The organism is Pseudofrankia coriaricola (genome assembly GCF_001854805.1).
Classification (GTDB): Bacteria; Actinomycetota; Actinomycetes; order Frankiales; family Frankiaceae; genus Pseudofrankia.
The window spans coordinates 31651-53409 of the sequence record NZ_MBLO01000252.1; the positions used below are offsets into that span (position 1 = coordinate 31651).

Sequence of the window (21759 nt, forward strand, 5' to 3'; positions counted from 1 at the left end):
CATCACGTGTGTGGCCCGGCACAAAGGCCCTTCCTGCCGGGCCACACACGTGTCACCGCCCGCGGACGGGCGTCCTCAGCCTGTCCGCGGGCCGCGCGACGTGCGCACCTGATCGCGAGCCGCGGGAAACTGAGACCGGGCACGGGATCAGGACATCGTCGGATCAGGCCAGAATGGGCCCATGACCAACCGGGCACCGTCGTCGAGGCAGGCACGTGCCGCTTCCCGGCCGCCGTCGACAAGCCCCACGGCGGGAAACGCCACGTCCCCCGCCACCCGCGGCACCGCGACGCTGGGCGCGCGGACGGCCAGTCCTCCCGCCGCCGGGCGGATCAGGGCGGGCCAGCGTCGTGGCCGAGGCGGGAACCTGGCCGATCGCGGCCCGGCGCCCACGGGCACGGCGACTGGCTGGCGGCGAGGAGCCTCGCCACGGGCGGCCGCGCTGCTGGCGTACGGGCTCGGGCTGATCGACATCCTGTCGGCGGTCACGCCGCCGGGCCATCGGCGGATGGCCGAGCTGCGCGCCATCCTGCCGACGGGTATCCCGGAGCACGCTCGGACGCTGACGGTCCTCGTCGGCGTCCTGCTGGTCCTGCTCGCGCATGGGCTCGCGCGCCGCAAGCGGCGCGCCTGGCAGCTCGTGCTCGCGCTCGCCGCCGTGAGCACGGTGCTGCACCTGCTCAAGGGCCTCGACTACGACGACGCCGTCGGGTCGGCCGCGGTCACCGGCTGGCTGCTCTACCGCCACCGGGACTTCCACGCCGAGCCGGACCCGTCGAGCCGCTGGCGGGCCGTCGGCGCTTTCGCCGCGCTGTTCGGCCTGTCGGTGGGCAGCGGCCTGCTCATGCTGCGCCTGGGCTGGTCGAGGTCGATCAGCGAGTACCCGCTGTCCGAGCAGATCGAGCATGTGCTGGGCGGCATGATCGGGATTCACGGCCCGGTCGGCTTCGCCTCGGGCCGGATCGACCGGATGGTCGCCAGGACGCTCGCCGCGATGGGCCTGCTGACGGTGGCGCTGCCGACCTGGATGGCGCTGCGCCCGCCCCGGCCGCACCCCCGCCACGACGCGGACGACGAGGCCCGGCTGCTGGACCTGCTTGCCCGCCACGGCGGCGACGACTCGCTCGGCTGGTTCGCGCTGCGCCGGGACAAGGCGGTGATCTGGTCGCCGTCGAGGAAGTCCGCGATCGCGTACCGGGTCGTCGGCGGGGTGATGCTCGCCAGCGGCGACCCGCTCGGCGACCGGGAGGCATGGCCGGGCGCCATCGCCGAGTTCCTGCGGGTCGCCGCCCGGCACGCCTGGGTCCCGGCGGTGATCGGCTGCTCGGCGTCCGGCGGCACGGCCTGGACGAGGGCCGGCCTGACCGCGCTGGAGCTGGGTGACGAGGCCGTGCTCTCCGTCGACGACTTCAGCCTGGACGGCCGGGCTATGCGCGGGGTCCGCCAGGCGGTCGCCCGGGTCGAGCGCGCCGGCTACGAGGCGAAGGCCGCGCGGGTGCGTGACCTGCCGGCGGCGGAGCTCGCCGAGCTGAGCCGGCTGACGCGCGCCTGGCGCGGCTCGGAGCGGGAACGCGGCTTCTCGATGGCACTCGGGCGGTTCGCCGAGTGCGCCGCGGGAGCCGGCGGCCAGGTCGGCCCCGACGACGGTGGCCGCGGCGGTGACGGTGACGACAAGGCCGCCGTCGCCGCGTGCGCCGCCGACTGTGTCGCCGTGACCGCCGTGAGCCTGCCCGAGGCCGGCCGAGTTCCGCCGGCCGACGGGGATACCGCCCCGGCCGGCGGCGCGGTGCGCGGGCTGCTGCACTTCGTGCCCTGGGGCAGCGACGGCCTGTCCCTCGACATGATGCTGCGCGACCCGCGGGCCGACAACGGGCTGACCGAGTACCTCATCGTGGCGACCGTCCGCGCCGCCCGGGAGCTGGGCGTACGCCGGATCTCGCTCAACTTCGCCGCCTTCCGCCAGGCCCTTGAGCTCGGCGGCCGACTCGGCGCGGGCCCGGCGGCCAGGAGCGGCCGGTGGCTGCTGGTGTTCCTTTCCCGCTGGTTCCAGATCGAGAGCCTCTACCGGTTCAACGCCCGGTTCCAGCCGGCCTGGCAGCCGCGCTACATCTGCTTCCCCACCAGCCGCGACCTGCCCAGGGTCGCCGTCGCCATGATGGAGGCCGAGGCCTATCTCACCTGGCCCAGGCCTTGGCGCCGTTCCCGCCAGCCCCAGCATCCCGGCTAGACCGCCGAGGGACGTCAGCGACGGGCGGTGACGCCTCCGGGCGGCAGCGCATCGGTCGTCGTCGAAACGTCGCCGGTGTCGGCGTCGGCCTCGGCGCCGGTCGGAAGGGCGGCTCCGCGCGGGCGCAGGGCGACGCCGACGCCGGCCCAGACGAGGTCGGCGACGGTGGCCAGCAGCCGCGACACCAGCGTGAGCACCAGTGCGGGCTCCCTGGCGAGCGCCGGGGACAGGGCCAGGACCAGCACCGCCTCGCGAACTCCGAGGCCGGCGGGCAGCACCAGCACGAGGAAGCCGGCCGTCCAGGCCAGCGCGTAGCCGCCGACGGCGAGGGCGAGCAGCCGCGGCCCGCCGACACTCGCGCCGAGGTCACGGGCGAGCAGGAACGTCGCGACGCCGTAGCAGCCGAAGCTGACCAGCAGCCAGCCGGCGCCGACGAGCACCGTCCGTCCCGGGACCGGCTCGGTCATCGCCGGGCGGCGCAGCAGCCGGAAGGCGACCGCCAGCAGCCTGCGCAGCACCGGCGGCCACAGCAGCAGCATGAACGCCAACGCGGCGGCGAACGCCCACCAGTAGCTCGTGAGCGCGTCCCGGGAGACGAACGGCAGCGTCACGGCGGCGGCGAGCCCGCCGCACGGCACGGCGAGCGCCAGCACGATCAGGCTCGCCGCCGCCGAGCGCGGCCGAGCCACCCCGTAGTCGCGCGACAGCTCCATCTGCGCGAGCACCGGCCACACGCTGCCCGGGATGTACTTGCCGACCTGGCCGACGAAGAAGATCCGTGTCGCCGCCCGCAGCGGCAGCCGCGCGCCCAGCCCCGCGAGCACCGCCCGCCAGGACAGCACCGTCAGCCCGACGGCGAGGACCGTCGCCACGGCCGAGCCGACCACCCCGACGACGCTCAGCTCCCGGATCGACGCGCTGACGTCGTGCCACCCCTTGACCAGCGCGACCACGAGCAGCCCGACGGCCATCAGCAGCGCCCCGCGCACCAGCAAGGCGCGCGGCCCGCCCTTGCGCCCCGGCATCGCGGGCGTCCCCGACGCCGGCGGCGTCCCCGGCACGGCCGGCATCCCCGGCACGGCCGAGGCCTCCGGCGCGCCGGTGATCGGCGGCCCGGGCGGATTCGGCTCCGACGTCGACTCGTCCGCCGCGGCGGACGACCGTGTCGACGGCTGGCCTCCGGCCTGAGCGCGACCCGCGCGATGCCGCCCGGTCATCGCCGCCTGGTTCGGCGCGGTGTCAGCATGCACCCGTCCAGACTAGGGGCGCGCCGATGACGCGCCGCGACGCCCCGTCCGCACCGATCGGCATACATCACGCCGGATCATCGGCCGCCCCCTGCCACATCGACCGACCCGATCGCGGCCCTGGCATGCCGATCGGCGCCAGACCTCCCAATTTGCCGGATTTGTTCATACCCGGTTCGCGATCAGTCGGAGATGCCGCGCCGCCGCCGGGCATTGATCGCCAGCCTGGTATGCGATTCGGTCTGGGCCAGGTTCGGTCCGCCCTTCGCCGGCGGGGCCAGGTCGGACGGCCCGGAAGCCGAAACCGCCGGCCAGGCGGGTGCCTGGCCGGCGGTTGAGAGCGGTGAGCCGTGGCCGTGCTTCTCGGCCGTGGCCGACGAGCTACTCGGTGGAGCGGCGCTGCCGCGGCGAGGCCTTGGCCGCCTTCGCCGTGGCCTGCTCAGGCATCACCGGCTCGCCGGACGGAGTCGTCTCGGCCGACGTGCCTGGCTCGCCGGCGAGTGCCGGCTGGCGGCGGGCGACCGCCTCGACGACCTTGCGGGCGAGGTCCTGCGGAGCGAGGCCGACCTCGGCGAGCACCTCGTCGCGCTTGCCCTGGTCGAGGAACCGCTGGGCGATGCCGAAGTCGCGCAGCGGAATGTCGACGTCGGCGTCACGCAGGGCCTGCGCGATGGCCGAGCCGACACCGCCGACGCGGCCGTTGTCCTCGACGGTGACGACCAGATCGTGGTCGCGGGCCAGCTCGACGATCTCGGCCGGCACCGGCTTGACCCAGCGCGGGTCGACGACGGTGATCCCGATGCCCTGGCTCGCCACCCGGCGGGCGACCTCCATGCAGGTCGGCGCCATCGCACCGACCGACACGAGCAGCACCTCGCGGTGCCGGGCGACAGCCGGCTCGCGGAACAGCACGTCCACGCCGCCGACGGTGTCGATCGCCGGCACGTCGGCCGAGACGCTCCCCTTCGGGAAGCGGATGACGTTCGGCTTCTCGGTCTCGGCGACCGCCTCGCGCAGCAGGGTGCGCAGCGTCGCCTCATCCCGCGGCGCGGCGATCTCCAGGTCGGGCACGACCTGCATGATCGACATGTCCCACATGCCGTTGTGCGACGGGCCGTCCTCACCGGTGACGCCAGCGCGGTCGAGCACGAAGGTGACCGGCTGGCGGTGCAGGGCCACGTCCATCAGGACCTGGTCGAACGCCCGGTTGAGGAAGGTCGCGTAGATGCAGACGACCGGCTTGAGGCCGCCCATCGCGAGGCCCGCGGCCGAGGTGGTCGCGTGCTGCTCGGCGATGCCGACGTCGAACACCCGGTCAGGGAACGCCTTGGAGAAGGCGTGCAGGCCGACGGGCTGGAGCATCGCGGCGGTCATCGTGACCACGTCCGGCCGCTCCGAGCCGATCCGGACGATCTCCTCGGAGAAGACGCTCGTCCAGGACAGGCCCTTCTTCGCCGCCGTCGACTTCCCGGTCTTGGGGTCGATGACACCGACCGAGTGGAACTGGTCGGCCTCGTCCTGCTCGGCGGCCGGGTAGCCGAAGCCCTTGCGGGTGACGGCGTGCACGATCACCGGGCGGTTGTAGTCCTTGGCGCGGCGCAGTGCCTGCTCCATCGCGGCGGAGTCGTGGCCGTCGACCGGGCCGACGTACTTCAGGCCCAGGTCCTCGAACATGCCCTGCGGCTGGACGACGTCCTTGATGCCCCGCTTGATGCCGTGCAGCGCGTCGAACAGCGGGGCGCCGACCAGCGGGGTGCGACCGAGGACCTGCTTGACGACGTCGAGGACCTGCTCGTACTCGGGAGCCAGCCGCAGCGCGGCCAGGTGGTCGGCGAGACCGCCGATCGTCGGCGCGTAGGAGCGGCCGTTGTCGTTCACGACGATGACGACCTTGCGGTCGCCGGCGGCGATGTTGTTGATCGCCTCCCAGCACATGCCGCCGGTGAGCGCGCCGTCGCCGACGACGGCGACGGCGTGGCGGTCCTCGCCCCGCAGGGCATAGGCCCGCGAGAGGCCGTCGGCGTACGAGAGCGCGGTGGAGGCGTGCGAGTTCTCGATGATGTCGTGATCGGACTCGGCCTGGCTGGGGTAGCCGGACATCCCGCCGCGCTGGCGCAGCTTCTCGAATCCGTCGGCACGGCCGGTGAGCAGCTTGTGCACATAGGACTGATGACCGGTATCCCAGAGGATCCGGTCAAAGGGCGAGTCGAATACCCGATGAATCGCCAACGTCAGTTCGACTGCGCCCAAGTTCGGTCCGAGGTGGCCGCCGGTGCGCGCGACCGCGTGGATCAGGAAATCACGGATCTCCGCGGCCAGTGCGGGCAGCTCCTCGGGGCTGAGGCGTTTGACGTCCTGTGGGCTGTTGATCGTCGACAGCAGCGACACGGCGTGCACTCCCTCCCCCGACTGGGGTTCGGTCCCGGGGTCCGGGAAAGCCTAGCCTGGCCGGATGTCGGCCAAGGGACCGGCACCCGACATGTGAGATCGCCACGGCCGCGGGTGAATTCGCGCGTTTTGGCGGTAGAATCCACTCTCCGCCGTGGCAACACTCTGTTGTAGCGACAACGTGTCCCGGCACCAGTACTCTGCTGAACCTACCGCCGTTCGGCCGCCACGCCATGTCGGTCATCCGACTACCCGCCGGCGCGGATCTGGCCTGGTCCGGGCTGCCAGCGTGTCCTGGGGAACGCACCATCCCGGGGCGGCGGTACAGCCGCCGGAACGGCCGGCATGGCCACCGATACCTCACCGTCACAATGCCGATACCGCATCCAAGCAATCCAGTACACGGACTATCGACACGGGATGTCGGCGCGACAGCGTTCCGTCACACGAGAGGCATGGCCGAGGCGGCGCTACGGCGCGGGGACCAGGCGGGCCACGCACTCGATGTGCGCGGTCATCGGGAAGAGGTCGAAGGCGCGCACGCCGTCGACCCGGTAGCCGGCAGCCGCGGCGGCGGCGAGGTCGCGCCCGAGCGCGACCGGGTCACAGGCCACGTAGGCGACCGCCCGGGGCCGCAGCGCCAGCAGCGCGGTCAGCACGTCCGTGCCGGCGCCGGTCCGCGGCGGGTCCAGCACCGCCACGTCGACGCGCCCCCCGCCCTGGGCGCCGTTGGCGGACTGGGCACCGCCGACGCAGCGGCGCACGGTCGCCGCCGTCACCCGCACCGGCCGGACCGACACCCACGGCAGGTCGGCGAGGCTGTGCGCCGCCGAGGCGACCGCGGCGGCGTCGGACTCCATCGCGATCACCTCGCCGTCCGGGCCGACCGCCTCGGCGAGGAACGCCGCGAACAGGCCGGCGCCCGCGTACAGGTCGAGAGCCCGCTCCCCCGGCCGGGGCTCGAGCGCGGCGAGCACCGCGGTGACGAGCGTGCACGCCGCCGCCGGATGGACCTGCCAGAACGCGGACGCGTCCACCCGGAACTCCCGGCCCCGCACCCGCTCGACCAGCCCGCCGCCGTCGTCTTCGGCACCGGCACCATCACCGCCCGCGTCGTCCGCGGCGCCGGCCGAGGCCGCCCGGCCGCCGGTGGGGCGCACCGCCACCCGCCCGGAACTCACGCTGGCCGCGACCTCGACCGCCTCCGCCCCGGGGAAGCGCCGCCCGGCGACAGCGCCCACGACCAGCGGGTGCGCGATCCTGCAGTCGGGCGTGGCGACGACCTGGTGCGAGCGGTGCATCCGCAGCCCGACCTCGCCGTCCGCCGTCACGGCGAAACGCATCCGCGAGCGCCAGCCCAGCCCTTCGCCGGCCTCGCCACCGAGGGCGGGCAGCGGCTCGACCGCGACGGCGAGCCCCGCCGCGTCCTTCTCGTCGCCATCGGCCACGTGGGCGGCCAGGCCCCCCTGGCGGCGCAGCGCCTCGACGACCACCTGGGCCTTCAGCCGCCGCCCCGCGGCGGGCGACGCGTGCTGCCAGTCGCAGCCACCGCAGCCACCGCAGCCACCCTGACCGCCGGAGACAAGATCATGTTCCTCCGTCGCACCTCCGGCGGCCACCAGGCGGACCGGCCCCGCGTGCGGGCAGGGCGCCGGTACCCGGTCGGGCGAGGGCTCGAGGATCTCGACGGCGTCGGCGCGCCAGTAGCGGTCGTGGGAGCGGTCGGTGACGCGGGCGCGGACCCGCTCGCCGGGCAGCGCATGCCGGACGAACACCACCCGGCCGCCGGACCGCGCCACGCACGACCCGCCGTGGGCGACCGGGCCCACGTCCAGGTCAAGCAGTTCCGCGTTGAGCAGCTCCGCGCCGAGCAGCTCCGCGCCGAGCGGTTCCGCGCCGAGCGGTTCCGCGCCCTCGTCGGCTCGCCGCTCGCCCGCGCGGTGGCCGCCACCGCGGCCAGCTGGGCTGGGCATCGCCGGCCCAGGGCCAGAGGAGGCGCGGAAATGTCCCTCCTCGCGCCTCCGGCGGCCCCCCGCCCCCGAAGGCACTAGCCCTCCGGCCTGTCGACCCGGCCGGACAGCGCGATCGACCCGGCCGATGGTGCCGTCGCCGCCGACGGCGCCTCCGCGCCGACGGCGGCGACGGCGGCCGGGCCGCGCGGACCCGCCTGGCCGCGCCGGACGGCACCGGCGGCCTCCCCGTCCATGCGGCGCTGCGCGTTCGACGACGACTCCAGCTGCCAGGGCACGCTCGTCACCATCACCCCGGGCTGGAACAGCAGCCTCGCCTTGAGCCGCAGCGCGCTCTGGTTGTGCAGCAGGTGCTCCCACCAGTGGCCGACGACGTACTCCGGGACGAACACCGCTACGACGTCGCGCGGGCTGTCCTTGCGGATGTCCGCGACGTACTTGAGCACCGGCCCGGTGATCTCCCGGTAGGGCGAGGCGAGTGTCACCAGGTCGATGGTGATGCCGCGCTCGTACCATTCCTGGGTGAGCCGCTCGGCGTCGGCCGGGTCGACGGCGGCGGTCACCGCGACCAGGCTGTGCGGCCTGGTCGCCTTGGCGTAGGCGAGCGCCCGCAGCGTCGGCGCGTGGATCTTGCTGACCAGGACGACGCCGTGCACCCGGGACGGCAGCGTCGGCGGGCCGGGCGGCGGGGTGAGCTCGGCGGCGATCCGGTCGTAGTGCTTGCGCACCGCCCGCATCGCCACGAAGATCACTGGCATCGCGATGACGACGATGTACGCGCCGTGGGTGAACTTCGTCGCCAGTACGAGTATGAGTACGAGGCCCGTCATACAGGCCCCGAAGAAGTTGATCGTCTGGGAGCGGCGGACCCGGCGCCGCCCGCCCGGCGTCGTCGCGAGCACCGAGCTGCCGCGCAGCACCCGCTGCCAGTGGCGCACCATGCCGGTCTGGCTCAGGGTGAACGAGACGAACACGCCGACGATGTAGAGCTGGATCAGCCGGGTGGTCTCGGCCTTGAACACGATCACCAGCAGGGTGGCGAAGCCGGCCAGCAGCAGGATCCCGTTGGAGTAGGCGAGCCGGTCGCCGCGGGTGTGCAGCTGGCGCGGCAGGTAGCCGTCGCGGGCGAGGATCGAGCCGAGCACCGGGAAGCCGTTGAACGCAGTGTTCGCGGCCAGGATCAGGATCAGCGCCGTCACCGCGGCGATGTAGACGAACCCGATCGAGCCGCCGCCGAACACGGCCGCCGCGACCTGGGCGATCACCGTCGGCTGCTCGCCGTGCGCGCCGATGAGGTTCTTCGCGTCCTCGGCGACGTGCACCTTGCTGGCCATCGCGAGCACGGTGACGCCGATGAACATCAGCGCGGCGATCAGGCCCATCGCCAGTAGCGTCGACGCCGCGTTCTTGCTCTTGGGCGGGCGGAACGCCGGCACACCGTTGCTGATCGCCTCGACGCCGGTCAGCGCCGTGCAGCCCGAGGAGAACGCCCGCAGCGCGAGGAATGCGAGCGCCAGCCCCGAGTAGTGGCTGGTCGCGGTGACCTGGTAGTCAGCGCTCTCCGCTCGCGGAGTGTGCCCGAAGGCCATCTTCACGAACCCGATGGCGATCATGACGAAGATACCGAGGATGAACCCGTAGGTCGGGATCGCGAACGCGGTGCCCGACTCGCGCACGCCGCGCAGGTTCATCATCGTCAGCACGACGATGAGCACCACCGCGATCAGCACCTTGTGCTGCGCGAGGCTGGTGACCGCGCTCGTCAGGTTCGCCACGCCGGCGGACACCGACACGGCGACGGTCAGCACGTAGTCGACCAGCAGGGCGCTGGCGACCGTGAGCCCCGCCGGCCCGCCGATGTTCTCCGTCGCGACCTCGTAGTCGCCGCCGCCGCTCGGGTAGGCATGCACGGTCTGGCGGTAGGACGCGACGACGGTCAGCATGAGCGCGACGACGACGAGCGCGATCCACGGCGTGAAGTGGTAGAACGCCAGCCCGCCGAGCGAGAGCACCAGCAGGATCTCCTCGGTCGCGTACGACACCGAGGACAGCGCGTCACTGGCGAACACGGGCAGCGCGACCCGCTTCGGCAGCAACGTCTCGCCGAGCCGGTCACTTCCGAGAGGGCGGCCGACCCAGATGCGCTTCAGCCGGTCCGTGAGCGCCACGCGCAGATGCTACCGAGCAACCCCGTCGATCTGTTCCGCGTGGCGCATATCGCAAAGGGCCGGCCAGAGTGCCGGGCCGGGCGCGGACCGCCCGGGACCCCCGGCGCGGCCTGTCGCGGTGATCGGCCCATGCCGGGAAACCCCAGCACGCCAGCACGCATGCACCCCGCGGCGCCGCCGCCACCGGGCGGCCGGCACTCCTGGGCGGCCGCCTGGCATGTGACCCGTGGCATAGCCCGCGGAACGCGGCGAACGGGCGCCGCGGGCGCGACGGGAACGCGTCGCCCGCGTGACGGCGCCGGTCCGTCGACCCAGGGCATCGGGCACCGCTACGCTCTCGCCCCATGCACGTCGTGATCCTCGGCTGCGGCCGGGTCGGCTCGGCGCTGGCGATCGAGCTCGAACGTTTCGGGCACGGTGTCGCCGTCATCGACCAGGACCCCAGTGCCTTCCACCGACTGCCGCCGTCGTTCACCGGTAGCAAGGTCACCGGTGTCGGGTTCGACAGGGACACCCTGATCGAGGCCGGCATCGAGAAGGCCGAGGCGTTCGCCTCGGTGTCCAGCGGCGACAACTCGAACATCATCTCCGCCCGGGTGGCGCGGGAGATGTTCGGCGTCCAACGGGTCGTCGCCCGGATCTACGACCCCCGCCGGGCCGAGGTCTACGAGCGGCTCGGCATCCCGACGGTGGCCACCGTGCGCTGGACGCGCGACCAGATGCTCGCCCGGCTGCTGCCCGAGGCGGTCACCCCGGAGTGGACCCACCCGTCCGGCGCCGCCCTGATGACCCAGCTGACCCCCGCGAAGAGCTGGGCGGGCCGGCCGGTCAAGGAGATCGAGCAGGCGGCCGGCATCCGGGTCGCCTGCCTGACCCGGTACGGCGAGGGCATCATCCCGGACGGGCGCACGATGGTGCAGGACGGCGACATCCTGCACGCCGCCGTGGCCCGCAAGCGCGTCACCGAGGCCGAGGCGGCCGTGCGCGCCAACCCACCCAAGGGGGTCTGAGGGTCATGACGCGTCAGGTGGTGACGATCGCCGGCGCAGGCAAGGTCGGCCGGTCGATCGCGAGCGAACTCCTCGACAACGGCACCGAGGTGCTACTCATCGAGCGGGACGGCGCCAAGATCCGTCCGGAGTCGCTCCCGAAGGCGCGCTGGCTGCAGGCGGACGCGTGCGAGTTGTCGTCGCTGGAGTCGGCCGGGCTGGAGAACTGCGCGGTCGTGGTCGCGGCGACGGGTGACGACAAGGTCAACCTGGTCGTCTCGCTGCTGGCCAAGACCGAGTTCGGCGTGCCCCGGGTGGTGGCCCGGGTGAACCACCCCAAGAACGAGTGGCTGTTCACGGACAGCTGGGGCGTCGACGTGGCGGTGTCGGCCCCGCGGATGCTGACCGCGCTCGTCGAGGAGGCGGTCAGCGTCGGCGACCTGGTCCGGCTGATGAAGTTCCGCCAGTCCGATGCGTCGCTGGTCGAGCTCACCCTGCCGGCGGACTCGCCGGTCGCCGGCCAGTCGGTCGGCGACATCTCGCTGCCGCGCGACTGCGCGCTGGTCGTCATCCTGCGCGGCGGCCAGGCCGTCGTCCCGTCTCCGGACAGCACGCTGGAGCCCGGTGACGAGGTGCTCGCCGTCGCCGTCACCACCGACGCGGAGGCCGAGCTCGCCGCCCTCTTCGGCGCGACCCCGCCGTCCATCTCATAGGGCGGTCCCGTGCCGGACGCTCCGCGCCCAGCACCGGGCGCCGCATTCGGGCGCTGAGGCCCGACCTCCCAGATCGCTGACCTCCCAGCAGACCTTCCAGCAGACCTCCCAGATCGCTTCGCGATCCGGCAGGGACCCCGGCTTCGCGATCCGGCAGGGACCCCGGCTTCGCGATCCGGCAGGGACCCTGTCGCCGATCCGGCAGGGACCCCGGGCGCCAGCGCTGATGCGCCGTCACCACCGTTGGCTGGGTTGCGCGCATGGCTCGCCAGAACGACGTCACAGCCGCTGTGTGTTTGCGGTGACCGGAGCCCGGCGGCCGGTCCTGCTAGTCGTCGTACGGCTCCCTGACGGCGGCCCTGGCCGCGAATGGGTCGACGTTGTCGGCCACCGGGTCCACCGCGTCGGCTGGGCCCTCCTCGGCGGCGTCCGGTGGCTCGAAGCGGGAGGCCGGGGCGAGCTTGCGCACGATCGCCAGCGTCGCGAGCACGGCCAGGCCGAACAGCGGCAGCCCAAGGGCGAGGTTCGCGGCCGCGAGCCATCCGTCCCGGTCGGCGAGGTAGAGCACACCCTGCACCGCGAACCGCAGGAAATACACGACGATCCAGACGCCGGTGGCCCAGTTCGCCGCCCGCAGGGTGTCGCGGTGGTTGCGCCAGTCGGCGTACCGCTGGTCCAGGCCGGCCATCACATAGCCGGCGAGCGGCCGGCGGACGGCGAGTGAGGCCACCCCGACGACGACGGCGCCCGCGTTACGCAGGATGGAGACCAGGAAGTAGTCCTTGCCGCGGCCGGTCCTGGACGCTATGTAGCCCGCCACACCGACGGCGAGCAGCCCGGAGAACGCCTGCTGCTTCGGCTCGCCGCGGACCATGCGCAGAATGAAGATCGCGACGCCGACGACCACGGCGCCGATGATCCCCGAGGCCAGCCCGGCGGCGCTGTTGAGGGCGACGAACGCGATCGTCGGCAGCGAGCTGTCGACGATCCCGCGGGGCCCGCCGATCGCCTCGCTGAACGAGACCTTGAACTCGGCGCTCGCCGTGCCCCGGCCATCGGCCGGGTCCTGGCCGTCCGTCCGCGGGCGCTGGCTCTCCCGGCGAGCGGCCACGTCGAGCGGGGTCACGTCGAACGGGGCGTCCTCGCCCGGCGGCGGGACGTCGGGCGCGTTGTTCCCTCGAGGGGACAGTCCTGGCATCGGGTAGGTCGGCTCACTCTCCTGGGGACGGTCGGCTCCCGCAAGAGTAACCGTCCCGGCGTGCGTCCCCGCCGACGGCGAGGCCGGCACCAGGTGTGGCGGTGGCGCCTCGATGACTACTCAGTGGCTGCTCAGTGGCTGGCTGCCGGGAGCAGCTCGTAACGAGGGTTGAAGATCGTCGTCCGCCGGTCGTCCCGGCTGATCCGGCCGGTCGCCTTCAACGACCGGCCGGCGTCCAGACCGGGAATCTGGCGACGACCCAGGAACACGAGCGTCACGCAGCCACTGCCGTCGTACACCTCGACCTCGAGGCTCGGCGCACCGGACCGCGTGCGCACGGTGACCGACCGGACGGTGCCGGCCACGCAGGCGGCCTCATGGTCCTGGCAGCCCCCGATCGGGACCGCACCCTCGGCGCGGGCCGCCCGCTGCAGGTCTTCCGCCTCGAGCTCGTCGTCGTCGGCCGTCAGCCGGTGCACCACCTTGCCCCACCAGCCGCCTCGTTCAGCCACGACTCCTCCGATCTGACCCACCGATGTCAGGCCGCGCTTCTCGCCGAGTCAGTGGACATCGGCTTGAAACACCCCTGAAAGGCAGTGTGCCCCGGCAAAGGGGGTCGGGCCGTAGGTTTTGTGACCTCGATCTCCGTCCTCTCGCTGTCGGTCGCCCGATTGACGCCCCGACAGCGTCGGGAGGCGCCAACCGCCACCGGCGGAACCGCCCCCGCGAACAGGAACCGGGGGCGGGCCCGCACCGCGCGCCGGCCCATGTTCCAGGCCGGCGCCGTGGCCCTGTCTCAGTCGGTCGACCTCAATCGGTCGACGCGACCGCCTCCTTGCTCTCCATGCCCGGCGGCAGCCCGCCGGTCACGCGTGTCCAGCCGGTGGCGACGACCCGCTCGGCCGCGAGCCGGCCGAGCGCGACGGCGACCGCCGACAGCAGCGCGAAGAACATCGCCTCCCGCCAGGTCGTGTCCGGGTGTGCCAGGTTCTTGGGCGGCTCGCCGCCGCGTACCTTCCGGTAGACGGCGTTGACGCTCTTGGTGGCCGCCGTGCCGCCCGCCACGGTGGCCGCTCCCCCGACGATCTTCCAGCCGACCTTGGATACCGGTCCCGCCACCGTGCACCTCTCCGTGTTCTCGACGCTCGTGTGTTCGGCGCCGGTCGTTCGTGCCCTGTCCGCGCGGATGTCGTCTCCGCGTCCCACCGTCGGTGTGGCGCCGTCCGCGCACGCCGCCGTTGCCCTACCTACCCACCCAGTGATGGTGTGCGCAGCCAGTATCGTCCCTGGCCGGCGGGTCCCGCCGGCCGCGCCACCAGCGGCTGGCGCGCGCATGTCGGCACCCGCCCGTTGACCAGGCCGATCAGGCCGATCAGAAGGAGAGCCGCCATGACCGCCCTCGATCCGACGGCAGCCGAGGCCGCGACCAGCGACGCCGTGGCCGACGATGCCGTCGCCGCGGGCCTACCGGCCGCCCCCGCGGGCCTACCGGCCCTCCCCGCGGGCTTGGCGCCCCGCGTCGCGGCGCCCCTGCCGGGACCTGGGACCGAGGCAGGGCGCGCGTCGGTGGAGGTGCTGGCGCGCAGGCTTGACCCGGAGCTGCCGCTGCCCTGGTACGCCCAGCCCCTGGACGCCGGCGCGGACCTGGTCACGGCGCAGGACGTCACACTGGCCCCCGGTGAGCGCGCGATCGTCGGAACCGGGCTCGCCATCGCGCTGCCGGCTGGGTATGCAGCCTTTGTGCACCCGCGCAGCGGGCTGGCCGCGCGGCATGGGCTCTCCGTGGTCAATGCACCCGGTACCGTCGATGCCGGCTACCGTGGGGAGATCAAAGTGATCCTCATCAACACGGACAGGACCGAGCCGATCCGGTTGTCCCGCGGCGACCGGATCGCCCAGCTCGTCGTGCAGCGCGTGGAGCACGCGGTCTTCCGCGAGGTCGACGAGCTGCCGGCCTCGGGGCGCGGCGACGGCGGCTTCGGCTCGACGGGCGTCCCCGGGGGCGGCCTCGGCCGCGCCGGGGTCCCCAGAGATCCGCGCTAGCGGATCCCTGGGGGAGCACCAGGGCCGACGACACGGAGATTCGTCAACCGGCCCGGGGACCGCCCGGGGCGGGACCCATTCGGGGTGATCGCTCGTTGAGCCGAGCGGGACTGGCTCGGTGAGAAGGCAGGAGAGGGAAGGCCATGGCATTCGGGCGCCGTCGCAGGCAGGAGGCCGACGAGGCCGATTTCATCGACGAGGAGCCGGAGCCCGAGGAGCACGCCGGCGCGGTCGACAACCCGCGGGGACCCTACGACGTCGACGACGCCCCGCGTGACGACATCCACCGCCTCGACGTCGGGGCCCTGCGGGTGCCCGCGCTGGAGGGTGCGCAGATCCAGTTCCAGGTCGAGGAGACGTCGGGCCGGCCGATGAGCGTGGTCGTCGCCGACGGCCACAGCGCCATGGAGCTGGCCGTCTTCGCCGCCCCGAAGACCCGGGGCCTGTGGGATGACGTCCGTGCCGAGATCATCGAGCAGCTGCAGGCGAACGGCGGCTCGCCGCACACGGTCGACGGCCGCTACGGCCGCGAGCTGGAGCTCGCGCTGCCGACACCGGTGCCCGGCCAGCTGGTCCCCGGCCGGATGATCGGGATCGACGGGCCGCGCTGGTTCGTGCGCGCCGTGATGACCGGCCCCGGCGCGCTCGACCCGTCCCGGGCACCGCTGCTGGAGGAGACGCTGCGCCAGCTGGTGGTCGTCCGCGGCGACGACGCGATGCCGGTCCGCGACCCCCTGCCGCTCAAGCTGCCCAAGGAGGTCGCCGACCACGTCGAGGGTCTGGGCGACGACGACGACGGTACCGGCACCGACGCGACCTCCGGCCGCCCGCAGATGCCCACTCCCGGCGCCCGCATCGCCGAGCTCCGTTGACCTGACCGGCGAGCTCACCGGTGAGTTCCTGGCAGCCCGGGAAGGGGCTCCCTGAGTGGTACGCACCGCTGTCCAGCCGTCGGCGACCCTTCCGCCGGCGGCGCTTCACGCCCTGCTGGGCGGCGGAAAGCGTCGCGCGTCATTTTCAGGGGCGTCCGAAAACGGGTAGGCGCCAAGATGGCTGGGGACGCCGGACGTGGCGGTCCGCTGTCACACCCACTGTCACATTCGTGCCGGGCACGCGAACGCGCGGCCGCGGGCGCTCATGTCCTCGGAGGCAGAGTTGGCCATCTACGCGCTCGGGGACCAGGTTCCCGACATCGACCCTTCGGCGTATGTCCATCCGGACGCGACCGTTATCGGGTCAGTGACGATCGGCCCTGAGTCATCGATCTGGCCGCGGGCGGTGCTGCGAGGCGACACCGGTAAGATCATTATCGGCGCCCGCACGTCGATCCAGGACGGCACGGTCGTGCACACCACCGCCCTGCACAGCACGGTCGTCGGCGACGACTGCGTGGTCGGCCACGTCGCCCACCTGGAGGGCTGCACCGTCGAGAACGGGGCACTCATCGGCTCCGGCTCGATCGTGCTGCACAACGCCCGAGTGGGCTCCGGCGCGATCGTCGGCGCCAACGCGGTCGTCAGCAACAACGGCATTGTCCCGCCTGGCGCGATGGCTCTCGGCGTCCCCGCCAAGATCCGCGAAGGTGCCGCCAACGCCGCGGGCATCGCCATCGCCGCCGAGCACTACGTGGAGAACGGCAAGCGCTTCCGCGAGGAGCTGCGCCGCCTCGACTGAGACATCCCGTGCCGGACGCTCCGCGCCCGCACCCGGGCGCCGCCCGGGGTCCCTGCCGGATCGACGGAGCTTGCGGAGTCGATCTGGGAGGTCCGCGGGCGCTGAGCCTGACCTCCCAGATCGCTTACCTCCCAGATCACGACCTCCCAGATCGGCTTCGCCGATCCGGCAGGGACCCCGTCCGCCGATCCGGCGGGGACCCTGTCGCCGATCCGGCAGGGACCCTGCTCCCAGCCTGGTTCCGGGCCCCTGGCACATGGCGGTGGTAGAGCCTGGTCTGGGTCGGCGAGGTGGCCGAGTCGACACAGCGCTGATGCGCCGTCACGAACTGTGGCTGGGCTGTGTAGACAAGTCACTAGCCCGCTCAGGCAACGTCTGGGCTCAGGTGCCGCGCAGGTGGTGCAGCTTGGCGGGGTTGGCGACCAGGTCGATGGCCCGCACGCGGCCGTTCGCGGTGGTCAGGGCGACCACGTCGGTCAGCTCGCCGCCGAGATAGCCCAGGAAGCCGGGGCCGCCGTTGACCTCGGCGGGCACGATCATCCGCGCGCCGGCCGGATCCCGCGCCGCCTTCACGAGGATGCCCAGCAGGAACCGCGCGACCTTCTCCGCGCCGACGATCGGCCGCCGCGCCGCCTGGGCCACCCCGCCGCCGTCGGATCGCAGCACGACGTCCGGGTCGAGCAGCTCGACCAGGGCGGCCAGGTCGCCACCGTCCGCCGCCCGCTGGAAGGCCTCCGCGACCCGCCAGCCGTGGGCCGGGTCCGGGTCGAACCTGGCGCCGCGGGAGCGGACGTGGCGGCGGGCGCGGCTCGCGAGCTGGCGGGAGGCCGCGGGGGTGCGGCCGGTGATCTCAGCGACCTCGTCGAACCCGTAGCCGAAGACGTCGTGCAGCACGAGCGCGGTCCGTTCGGCCGGGGTGAGAGTCTCCATCACGACGAGCATCGCCATGCTCACCGACTCGGCGAGCGTCACCCGGTCCGCCGCGGGGTCAGGCAGCGACGCGGCGGCCGCCCGCTGGGCCGCCGCCCCCACGGCCCCCGCCGTCCCGGCCGCGTACACCGCGACCGCGTCGAGGCCGCCGACCTCGGCCAGCGGCTCGGGCAGCCACGGGCCGATGTACGACTCCCGGCGGGCGCGCGCCGAGCGCAGCTCGTCCAGGCAGAGCCGGCCGACGACGACGGTCAGCCACGCCCGCAGGTCGTCGGGCTCGACGTCGGCGCGGGCCAGGCGTAGCCAGGCCTCCTGGACGACGTCCTCCGCGTCGGCGAACGAGCCGAGGATCCGGTAGGCGAGGCCGCGCAGGTAGCCGCGTTCCGCCTCGAACGCGGCCGCGAGCTCCGCGGCCCGGCCCTCGGCCGCTCCGGCATCGAAGATCTTCATCGTCTCTCCGCAACTCAGTGCTTCTGCGTCGAGAGGAGGACGAGATACCCGCCCGCGATGTGACGGGGGCGCGCAGCGCCCCCGTCACCAGCCGGCCAGCCCCAGCGATCGGTCAGACGGCCGCGGGCCTGGGGGCGAGCTCCACGGTGACGGTGATCTCGCTGGTGCCCGCCGCGAGGGTCAGGTCGGCGATGCTGCCGGCGTTGCGCAGGTCGGCGCCGACCGGTTCCAGCAGGGCCAGCACGTCGGGCTCCGCGGTGATCCTGGCCGAGGCGACCTCGGCCTTCATCGACACCTTGGCCTCCGACTTGGCGCGGCGCACCGCGGAGAGGACCACCCCGACGACCTCGAGCTGGCGCGCCGGCGCCGCCTCGGCGAGCTTGCGCAGCTGGGGCGCCTCCGGCCAGCGCGCCCGGTGCACCGAGCCGGCCTGCCACCAGGACCAGACCTCCTCGGTGACGAACGGCAGGAACGGCGCGAACAGCCGCAGCAGCGTCGAGAGCGCCACCGCGAGCGTCGCCCGCGCCGAGGCCGCGCCCGTCTCCCCGGCGCCGCCGTAGGCGCGGCCCTTCACCAGCTCGACGTAGTCGTCGCAGAACGTCCAGAAGAACGACTCGGTGACCTCGAGCGCGCGGGCGTAGTCGTAGCCGTCGAACGCGGCGGTCGCCTGGTCGACGACGTCAGCGAGGCTCGCGAGCAGCGCCCGGTCCAGCGGCTCGGTCACCGCGGCCAGCGTCGCCTCGTCGGCCGCGTCCCCGGTCGCGATGCCCGCCGGCAACACGGTGTCGCCCTCGCCGCCCACGATGCCCAGCGCGAACCGGCTCGCGTTGAGAATCTTGATCGCCAGCCGGCGGCCGATCTTCATCTGGCCGACGTCGAACGCCGTGTCCGTCCCCGGCCGGCCGGAGGCCGCCCAGTAGCGGACCCCGTCCGAGCCGTGTTCCTTGAGCAGTCCCATCGGAGTGACGACGTTGCCCTTGGACTTGGACATCTTCTTGCGGTCGGGGTCCAGGATCCAGCCGGAGATCGCCGCGTCCGACCAGGGCAGCGCGCCGTGCTCCTCGTGGCTGCGCACCACGGTCGAGAACAGCCAGGTCCGGATGATCTCGTGGGCCTGCGGGCGCAGATCCATCGGGAACACCCGCGCGAAAAGGTCCTCGTCGTAGCTCCAGCCGCCCGCGATCTGCGGCGTCAGCGACGAGGTCGCCCAGGTGTCCATGACGTCGGGGTCGCCGGTGAAACCACCGGGCACGTCACGCTGGGCGGCGGTATAGCCGGGCGGGGCGTCCGTCGACGGGTCGAGAGGCAGGCTGTCCTCGGCGGCGAGGATGGGCGACTCATAGCGAGGCTCACCGTCCTCGTCCAGCTCGTACCAGACCGGGAACGGCACGCCGAAGAAGCGCTGCCGGGAGATCAGCCAGTCGCCGTTGAGGCCGTCGACCCAGTTCTCGTAGCGGACCCGCATGTGCGGCGGGTGCCAGTTGAGCTGGGCGCCGCGCGCGCGCAGCTCGGCGCGCAGCTCCTCGTCGCGGCCACCGTTGCGCAGGTACCACTGCCGGGTGGAGACGATCTCCAGCGGCCGGTCACCCTTCTCGTAGAACTTCACCGGGTGCTCGATCGACCTCGGCTCGCCCTTCAGCGCGCCGGACTCCCTGAGCAGCTCGACGATCCTGGTCTTGGCGGCGTGCACGGTCTTGCTCGCGAGCTCCGCGTAGGCCGCCCGGCCGGCGTCGCTGTCGATCGCGGCCGGCGGGTCGGCCAGCAGCCGGCCGTCGCGGCCGATGACGGCGCGGGCGGGCAGGCTCAGCTCGCGCCACCAGATCACGTCGGTGAGGTCACCGAACGTACAGATCATCGCGATGCCGGAGCCCTTGTCCGGGGCCGCGAGCCGGTGCGCGACGACCGGCACCTCGACGCCGAACAGCGGCGTGCGCACGGTCTTGCCGAACAGCGGCTGGTAACGCTCGTCTTCCGGGTGCGCGACCAGCGCGACACAGGCCGGCAGCAGCTCGGGCCTGGTCGTCTCGATGATCACTTCGCCGTCGCCGGACGACCGGGGGAAGCCGATCGTGTAGTACGCGCCGGGGCGCTCCCGGTCCTCCAGCTCGGCCTGGGCCACGGCGGTGCGGAACGTGACGTCCCACAGCGTCGGCGCCTCGGCCAGGTAGGCGTTGCCGCGCGCGTAGTTGCGCAGGAACGCCCGCTGGGCGACGGCGCGCGAGCGGGTGTCGATCGTCGCGTAGGTCTGCGTCCAGTCGACAGACAGGCCGAGGCGACGCCAGAGCTCCTCGAAGCCCTTCTCGTCCTCGAGAGTCAGCTCCTCGCACAGCTCGACGAAGTTACGCCGGCTGATCGGGATCTGCTCCTTGCCCGGCTTGGCCGGCGGGGTGAACTCCGGGTCGTACTGGACGGACGGGTCGCAGCGCACGCCGAAGTAGTTCTGCACCCGCCGCTCGGTCGGCAGGCCGTTGTCGTCGAACCCCATCGGGTAGAAGACCTCAAAGCCGCGCATCCGCTGGTAACGGGCGATCAGGTCGGTGTGCGTGTAGGAGAAGACGTGGCCGACGTGCAGCGAGCCGCTTACGGTCGGCGGCGGAGTGTCGATCGAGTAGACGCGCGCGCGCTCGACCGTGCGGTCGAACCGGTACGTCTGCTGGTCCTGCCATACCGCGGACCAACGCTCCTCGACCCCGTCGAGACTCGGCTTCGCTGGAATCGCCCGGGTCGCCGGCTGCGCCGCCTCGATCGAGGCCGCCGCCGTGCCCTGGGCATCGTCTGTTGACACCACCCTTCCATCCTATGGGTGATCGCCAAACGGTTATCCGAGGCCGGCGCCTGCCCGCGTCAAGGCAGGTGAAACTGGGTTCAGGTCCGGCGTGCCGACCCCAATTTCACCTGCCTTGGCAATCGTCCTCGACCTGGTAGGCCGGGCCTAGTCGCGGTCGGCGCGGGGGTCTTCGGCGAGCAGGGCGGCCAGCGCGGTGAAGATCGCCGGTGGGGCGGCGAGGTAGAGGTCCTCGCCGCCGGGCGCGCCATCCAGGCCGCCGGCAATGGCTCCGGCCTCCGTGGCGATCAGGCCGCCCGCGGCGTGGTCCCAAGGCTTCAGGCCGCGCTCGTAGTAGGCGTCGAGCGTGCCGGCCGCGACGGCGCACAGGTCCAGCGAGGCGGCGCCCATCCGGCGGATGTCGCGCACCCGAGGCGCCACCCTGGTCAGCACGGCGACCTGCGCCGTGCGCCGCTGGACCGTGTAGCCGAAACCGGTGGCGACGAGCGCCATCTCGAGGCTCGTCACTCCCGAGACGCGCAGCGGTTGCCCGCCCTGCGCCGCTCCCCCGCCACGCAGCGCCGTGTAGGTCCGGCCCAGCGCCGGCGCGTGCACAACCCCGGCGACGACCTCACCGTCCACCTCGACGCCGATGGAGACGGCCCAGTTCGGCAGGTTGTAGAGGAAGTTGACGGTCCCGTCGATCGGGTCGACGATCCAGCGCACCCCGCTGGTCCCGGCCGCGTCCGAGCCCTCCTCGCCGAGGATCCCGTCCCCGGGCCGCGCCTCGCGCAGCCGCCTGGCGACCAGTTCCTCGGAGGCCCGGTCCAGCGCCGTCACGACATCCGTCGGCGACGACTTCGTCGACTCCGCCGCCACGGTCCCCGCCCGCCCCCGCACCAGCAGGTCCCCCGCCTCAGCGGCGACGTCCAGGGCCAGCGCCAGCAGCTCCTCCGCACTCGCCCGGTCAGCCATCCCGCCGCACCTCATTCCACTCA

18 protein-coding genes are annotated in these 21759 nt (G+C 73.2%); 7 read left to right on the forward strand and 11 right to left on the reverse strand.

Annotated features, from left to right (window positions below; genetic code table 11):
• The first annotated feature begins 181 nt into the window (after positions 1–181).
• The gene (locus BCD48_RS36170; RefSeq protein ID WP_083419731.1) at positions 182–2227 is read left to right on the forward strand and encodes a phosphatidylglycerol lysyltransferase domain-containing protein; all 2046 of its coding nucleotides are present in this window, start codon (positions 182–184) and stop codon (positions 2225–2227) included.
• Positions 2228–2241: 14 nt separating this feature from the next.
• Here the strand turns inward: BCD48_RS36170 and BCD48_RS36175 are convergent, their stop codons facing one another.
• Complete coding sequence (locus BCD48_RS36175) at positions 2242–3252, reverse strand: lysylphosphatidylglycerol synthase transmembrane domain-containing protein (RefSeq protein ID WP_071052904.1); 1011 nt, start codon at positions 3250–3252, stop codon at positions 2242–2244.
• On the opposite strand from BCD48_RS36175, the gene BCD48_RS52650 reads away from it, so the two are divergent.
• Positions 3239–3415: a hypothetical protein gene (locus BCD48_RS52650; protein ID WP_198543541.1), complete on the forward strand. Its 177-nt coding sequence runs from the start codon at positions 3239–3241 to the stop codon at positions 3413–3415. The two genes, BCD48_RS36175 and BCD48_RS52650, sit on opposite strands and share 14 nt — an antisense overlap.
• Before the next feature lie 440 nt (positions 3416–3855).
• On the opposite strand, the gene dxs is transcribed toward BCD48_RS52650, so the two are convergent.
• From dxs to BCD48_RS36190, 3 genes are all read right to left on the reverse strand, one after another.
• On the reverse strand, positions 3856–5862 hold the full coding sequence (gene dxs / locus BCD48_RS36180) for a 1-deoxy-D-xylulose-5-phosphate synthase (RefSeq protein ID WP_071052934.1): 2007 nt from the start codon (positions 5860–5862) through the stop codon (positions 3856–3858).
• Positions 5863–6332: 470 nt separating this feature from the next.
• The gene (locus BCD48_RS36185) at positions 6333–7835 is read right to left on the reverse strand and encodes a class I SAM-dependent RNA methyltransferase (RefSeq protein WP_083419733.1); all 1503 of its coding nucleotides are present in this window, start codon (positions 7833–7835) and stop codon (positions 6333–6335) included.
• A gap of 74 nt (positions 7836–7909) precedes the next feature.
• Positions 7910–10000, reverse strand: a complete 2091-nt coding sequence (locus tag BCD48_RS36190; protein ID WP_071052905.1) for an APC family permease — start codon at positions 9998–10000, stop codon at positions 7910–7912.
• A 344-nt stretch (positions 10001–10344) separates the two neighbouring features.
• On the opposite strand from BCD48_RS36190, the gene BCD48_RS36195 reads away from it, so the two are divergent.
• Both BCD48_RS36195 and BCD48_RS36200 read left to right on the forward strand, forming a co-directional pair.
• Positions 10345–11010 carry a potassium channel family protein gene (locus BCD48_RS36195; protein WP_071052906.1) on the forward strand — a complete coding sequence of 222 codons (666 nt, stop codon included), beginning with the start codon at positions 10345–10347 and terminating at the stop codon, positions 11008–11010.
• A 5-nt stretch (positions 11011–11015) separates the two neighbouring features.
• Positions 11016–11702 (forward strand): potassium channel family protein, encoded by a 687-nt coding sequence (locus tag BCD48_RS36200; protein ID WP_071052907.1) that lies wholly within the window; start codon positions 11016–11018, stop codon positions 11700–11702.
• 328 nt (positions 11703–12030) lie between these two features.
• On the opposite strand, the gene BCD48_RS36205 is transcribed toward BCD48_RS36200, so the two are convergent.
• The 4 genes from BCD48_RS36205 to BCD48_RS51710 form a co-directional block, all read right to left on the reverse strand.
• Positions 12031–12900 (reverse strand): DUF3159 domain-containing protein, encoded by an 870-nt coding sequence (locus tag BCD48_RS36205; protein WP_083419734.1) that lies wholly within the window; start codon positions 12898–12900, stop codon positions 12031–12033.
• Positions 12901–13031: 131 nt separating this feature from the next.
• Complete coding sequence (locus BCD48_RS36210; RefSeq protein ID WP_071052908.1) at positions 13032–13412, reverse strand: OB-fold nucleic acid binding domain-containing protein; 381 nt, start codon at positions 13410–13412, stop codon at positions 13032–13034.
• 298 nt (positions 13413–13710) lie between these two features.
• A complete protein-coding gene (locus BCD48_RS36215) occupies positions 13711–14019 on the reverse strand; it encodes a DUF4235 domain-containing protein (protein WP_071052937.1) in 309 nt (102 codons plus the stop codon).
• A 128-nt stretch (positions 14020–14147) separates the two neighbouring features.
• Positions 14148–14291 (reverse strand): hypothetical protein, encoded by a 144-nt coding sequence (locus BCD48_RS51710; protein WP_157910604.1) that lies wholly within the window; start codon positions 14289–14291, stop codon positions 14148–14150.
• Between BCD48_RS51710 and dut the strand changes: the two genes are divergently transcribed.
• From dut to BCD48_RS36230, 3 genes are all read left to right on the forward strand, one after another.
• Positions 14290–14943 (forward strand): dUTP diphosphatase, encoded by a 654-nt coding sequence (gene dut / locus BCD48_RS36220; RefSeq protein WP_241842267.1) that lies wholly within the window; start codon positions 14290–14292, stop codon positions 14941–14943. The genes BCD48_RS51710 and dut overlap by 2 nt on opposite strands.
• A 143-nt stretch (positions 14944–15086) precedes the next feature.
• Positions 15087–15815, forward strand: a complete 729-nt coding sequence (locus tag BCD48_RS36225) for a DUF3710 domain-containing protein (RefSeq protein WP_071052909.1) — start codon at positions 15087–15089, stop codon at positions 15813–15815.
• 283 nt (positions 15816–16098) lie between these two features.
• Positions 16099–16617, forward strand: coding sequence for a gamma carbonic anhydrase family protein (locus tag BCD48_RS36230; RefSeq protein WP_083419735.1), 519 nt, complete (start codon positions 16099–16101; stop codon positions 16615–16617).
• A gap of 381 nt (positions 16618–16998) precedes the next feature.
• On the opposite strand, the gene sigJ is transcribed toward BCD48_RS36230, so the two are convergent.
• The 3 genes from sigJ to BCD48_RS36245 form a co-directional block, all read right to left on the reverse strand.
• Entirely contained in the window at positions 16999–17997 is a 999-nt protein-coding gene (gene sigJ / locus BCD48_RS36235; protein WP_071052911.1) for an RNA polymerase sigma factor SigJ, read from the reverse strand.
• Positions 17998–18109: 112 nt separating this feature from the next.
• The gene (gene valS, locus BCD48_RS36240; protein ID WP_071052912.1) at positions 18110–20785 is read right to left on the reverse strand and encodes a valine--tRNA ligase; all 2676 of its coding nucleotides are present in this window, start codon (positions 20783–20785) and stop codon (positions 18110–18112) included.
• A 144-nt stretch (positions 20786–20929) separates the two neighbouring features.
• Complete coding sequence (locus tag BCD48_RS36245; RefSeq protein WP_071052913.1) at positions 20930–21736, reverse strand: inositol monophosphatase family protein; 807 nt, start codon at positions 21734–21736, stop codon at positions 20930–20932.
• Positions 21737–21759: the final 23 nt, after the last annotated feature.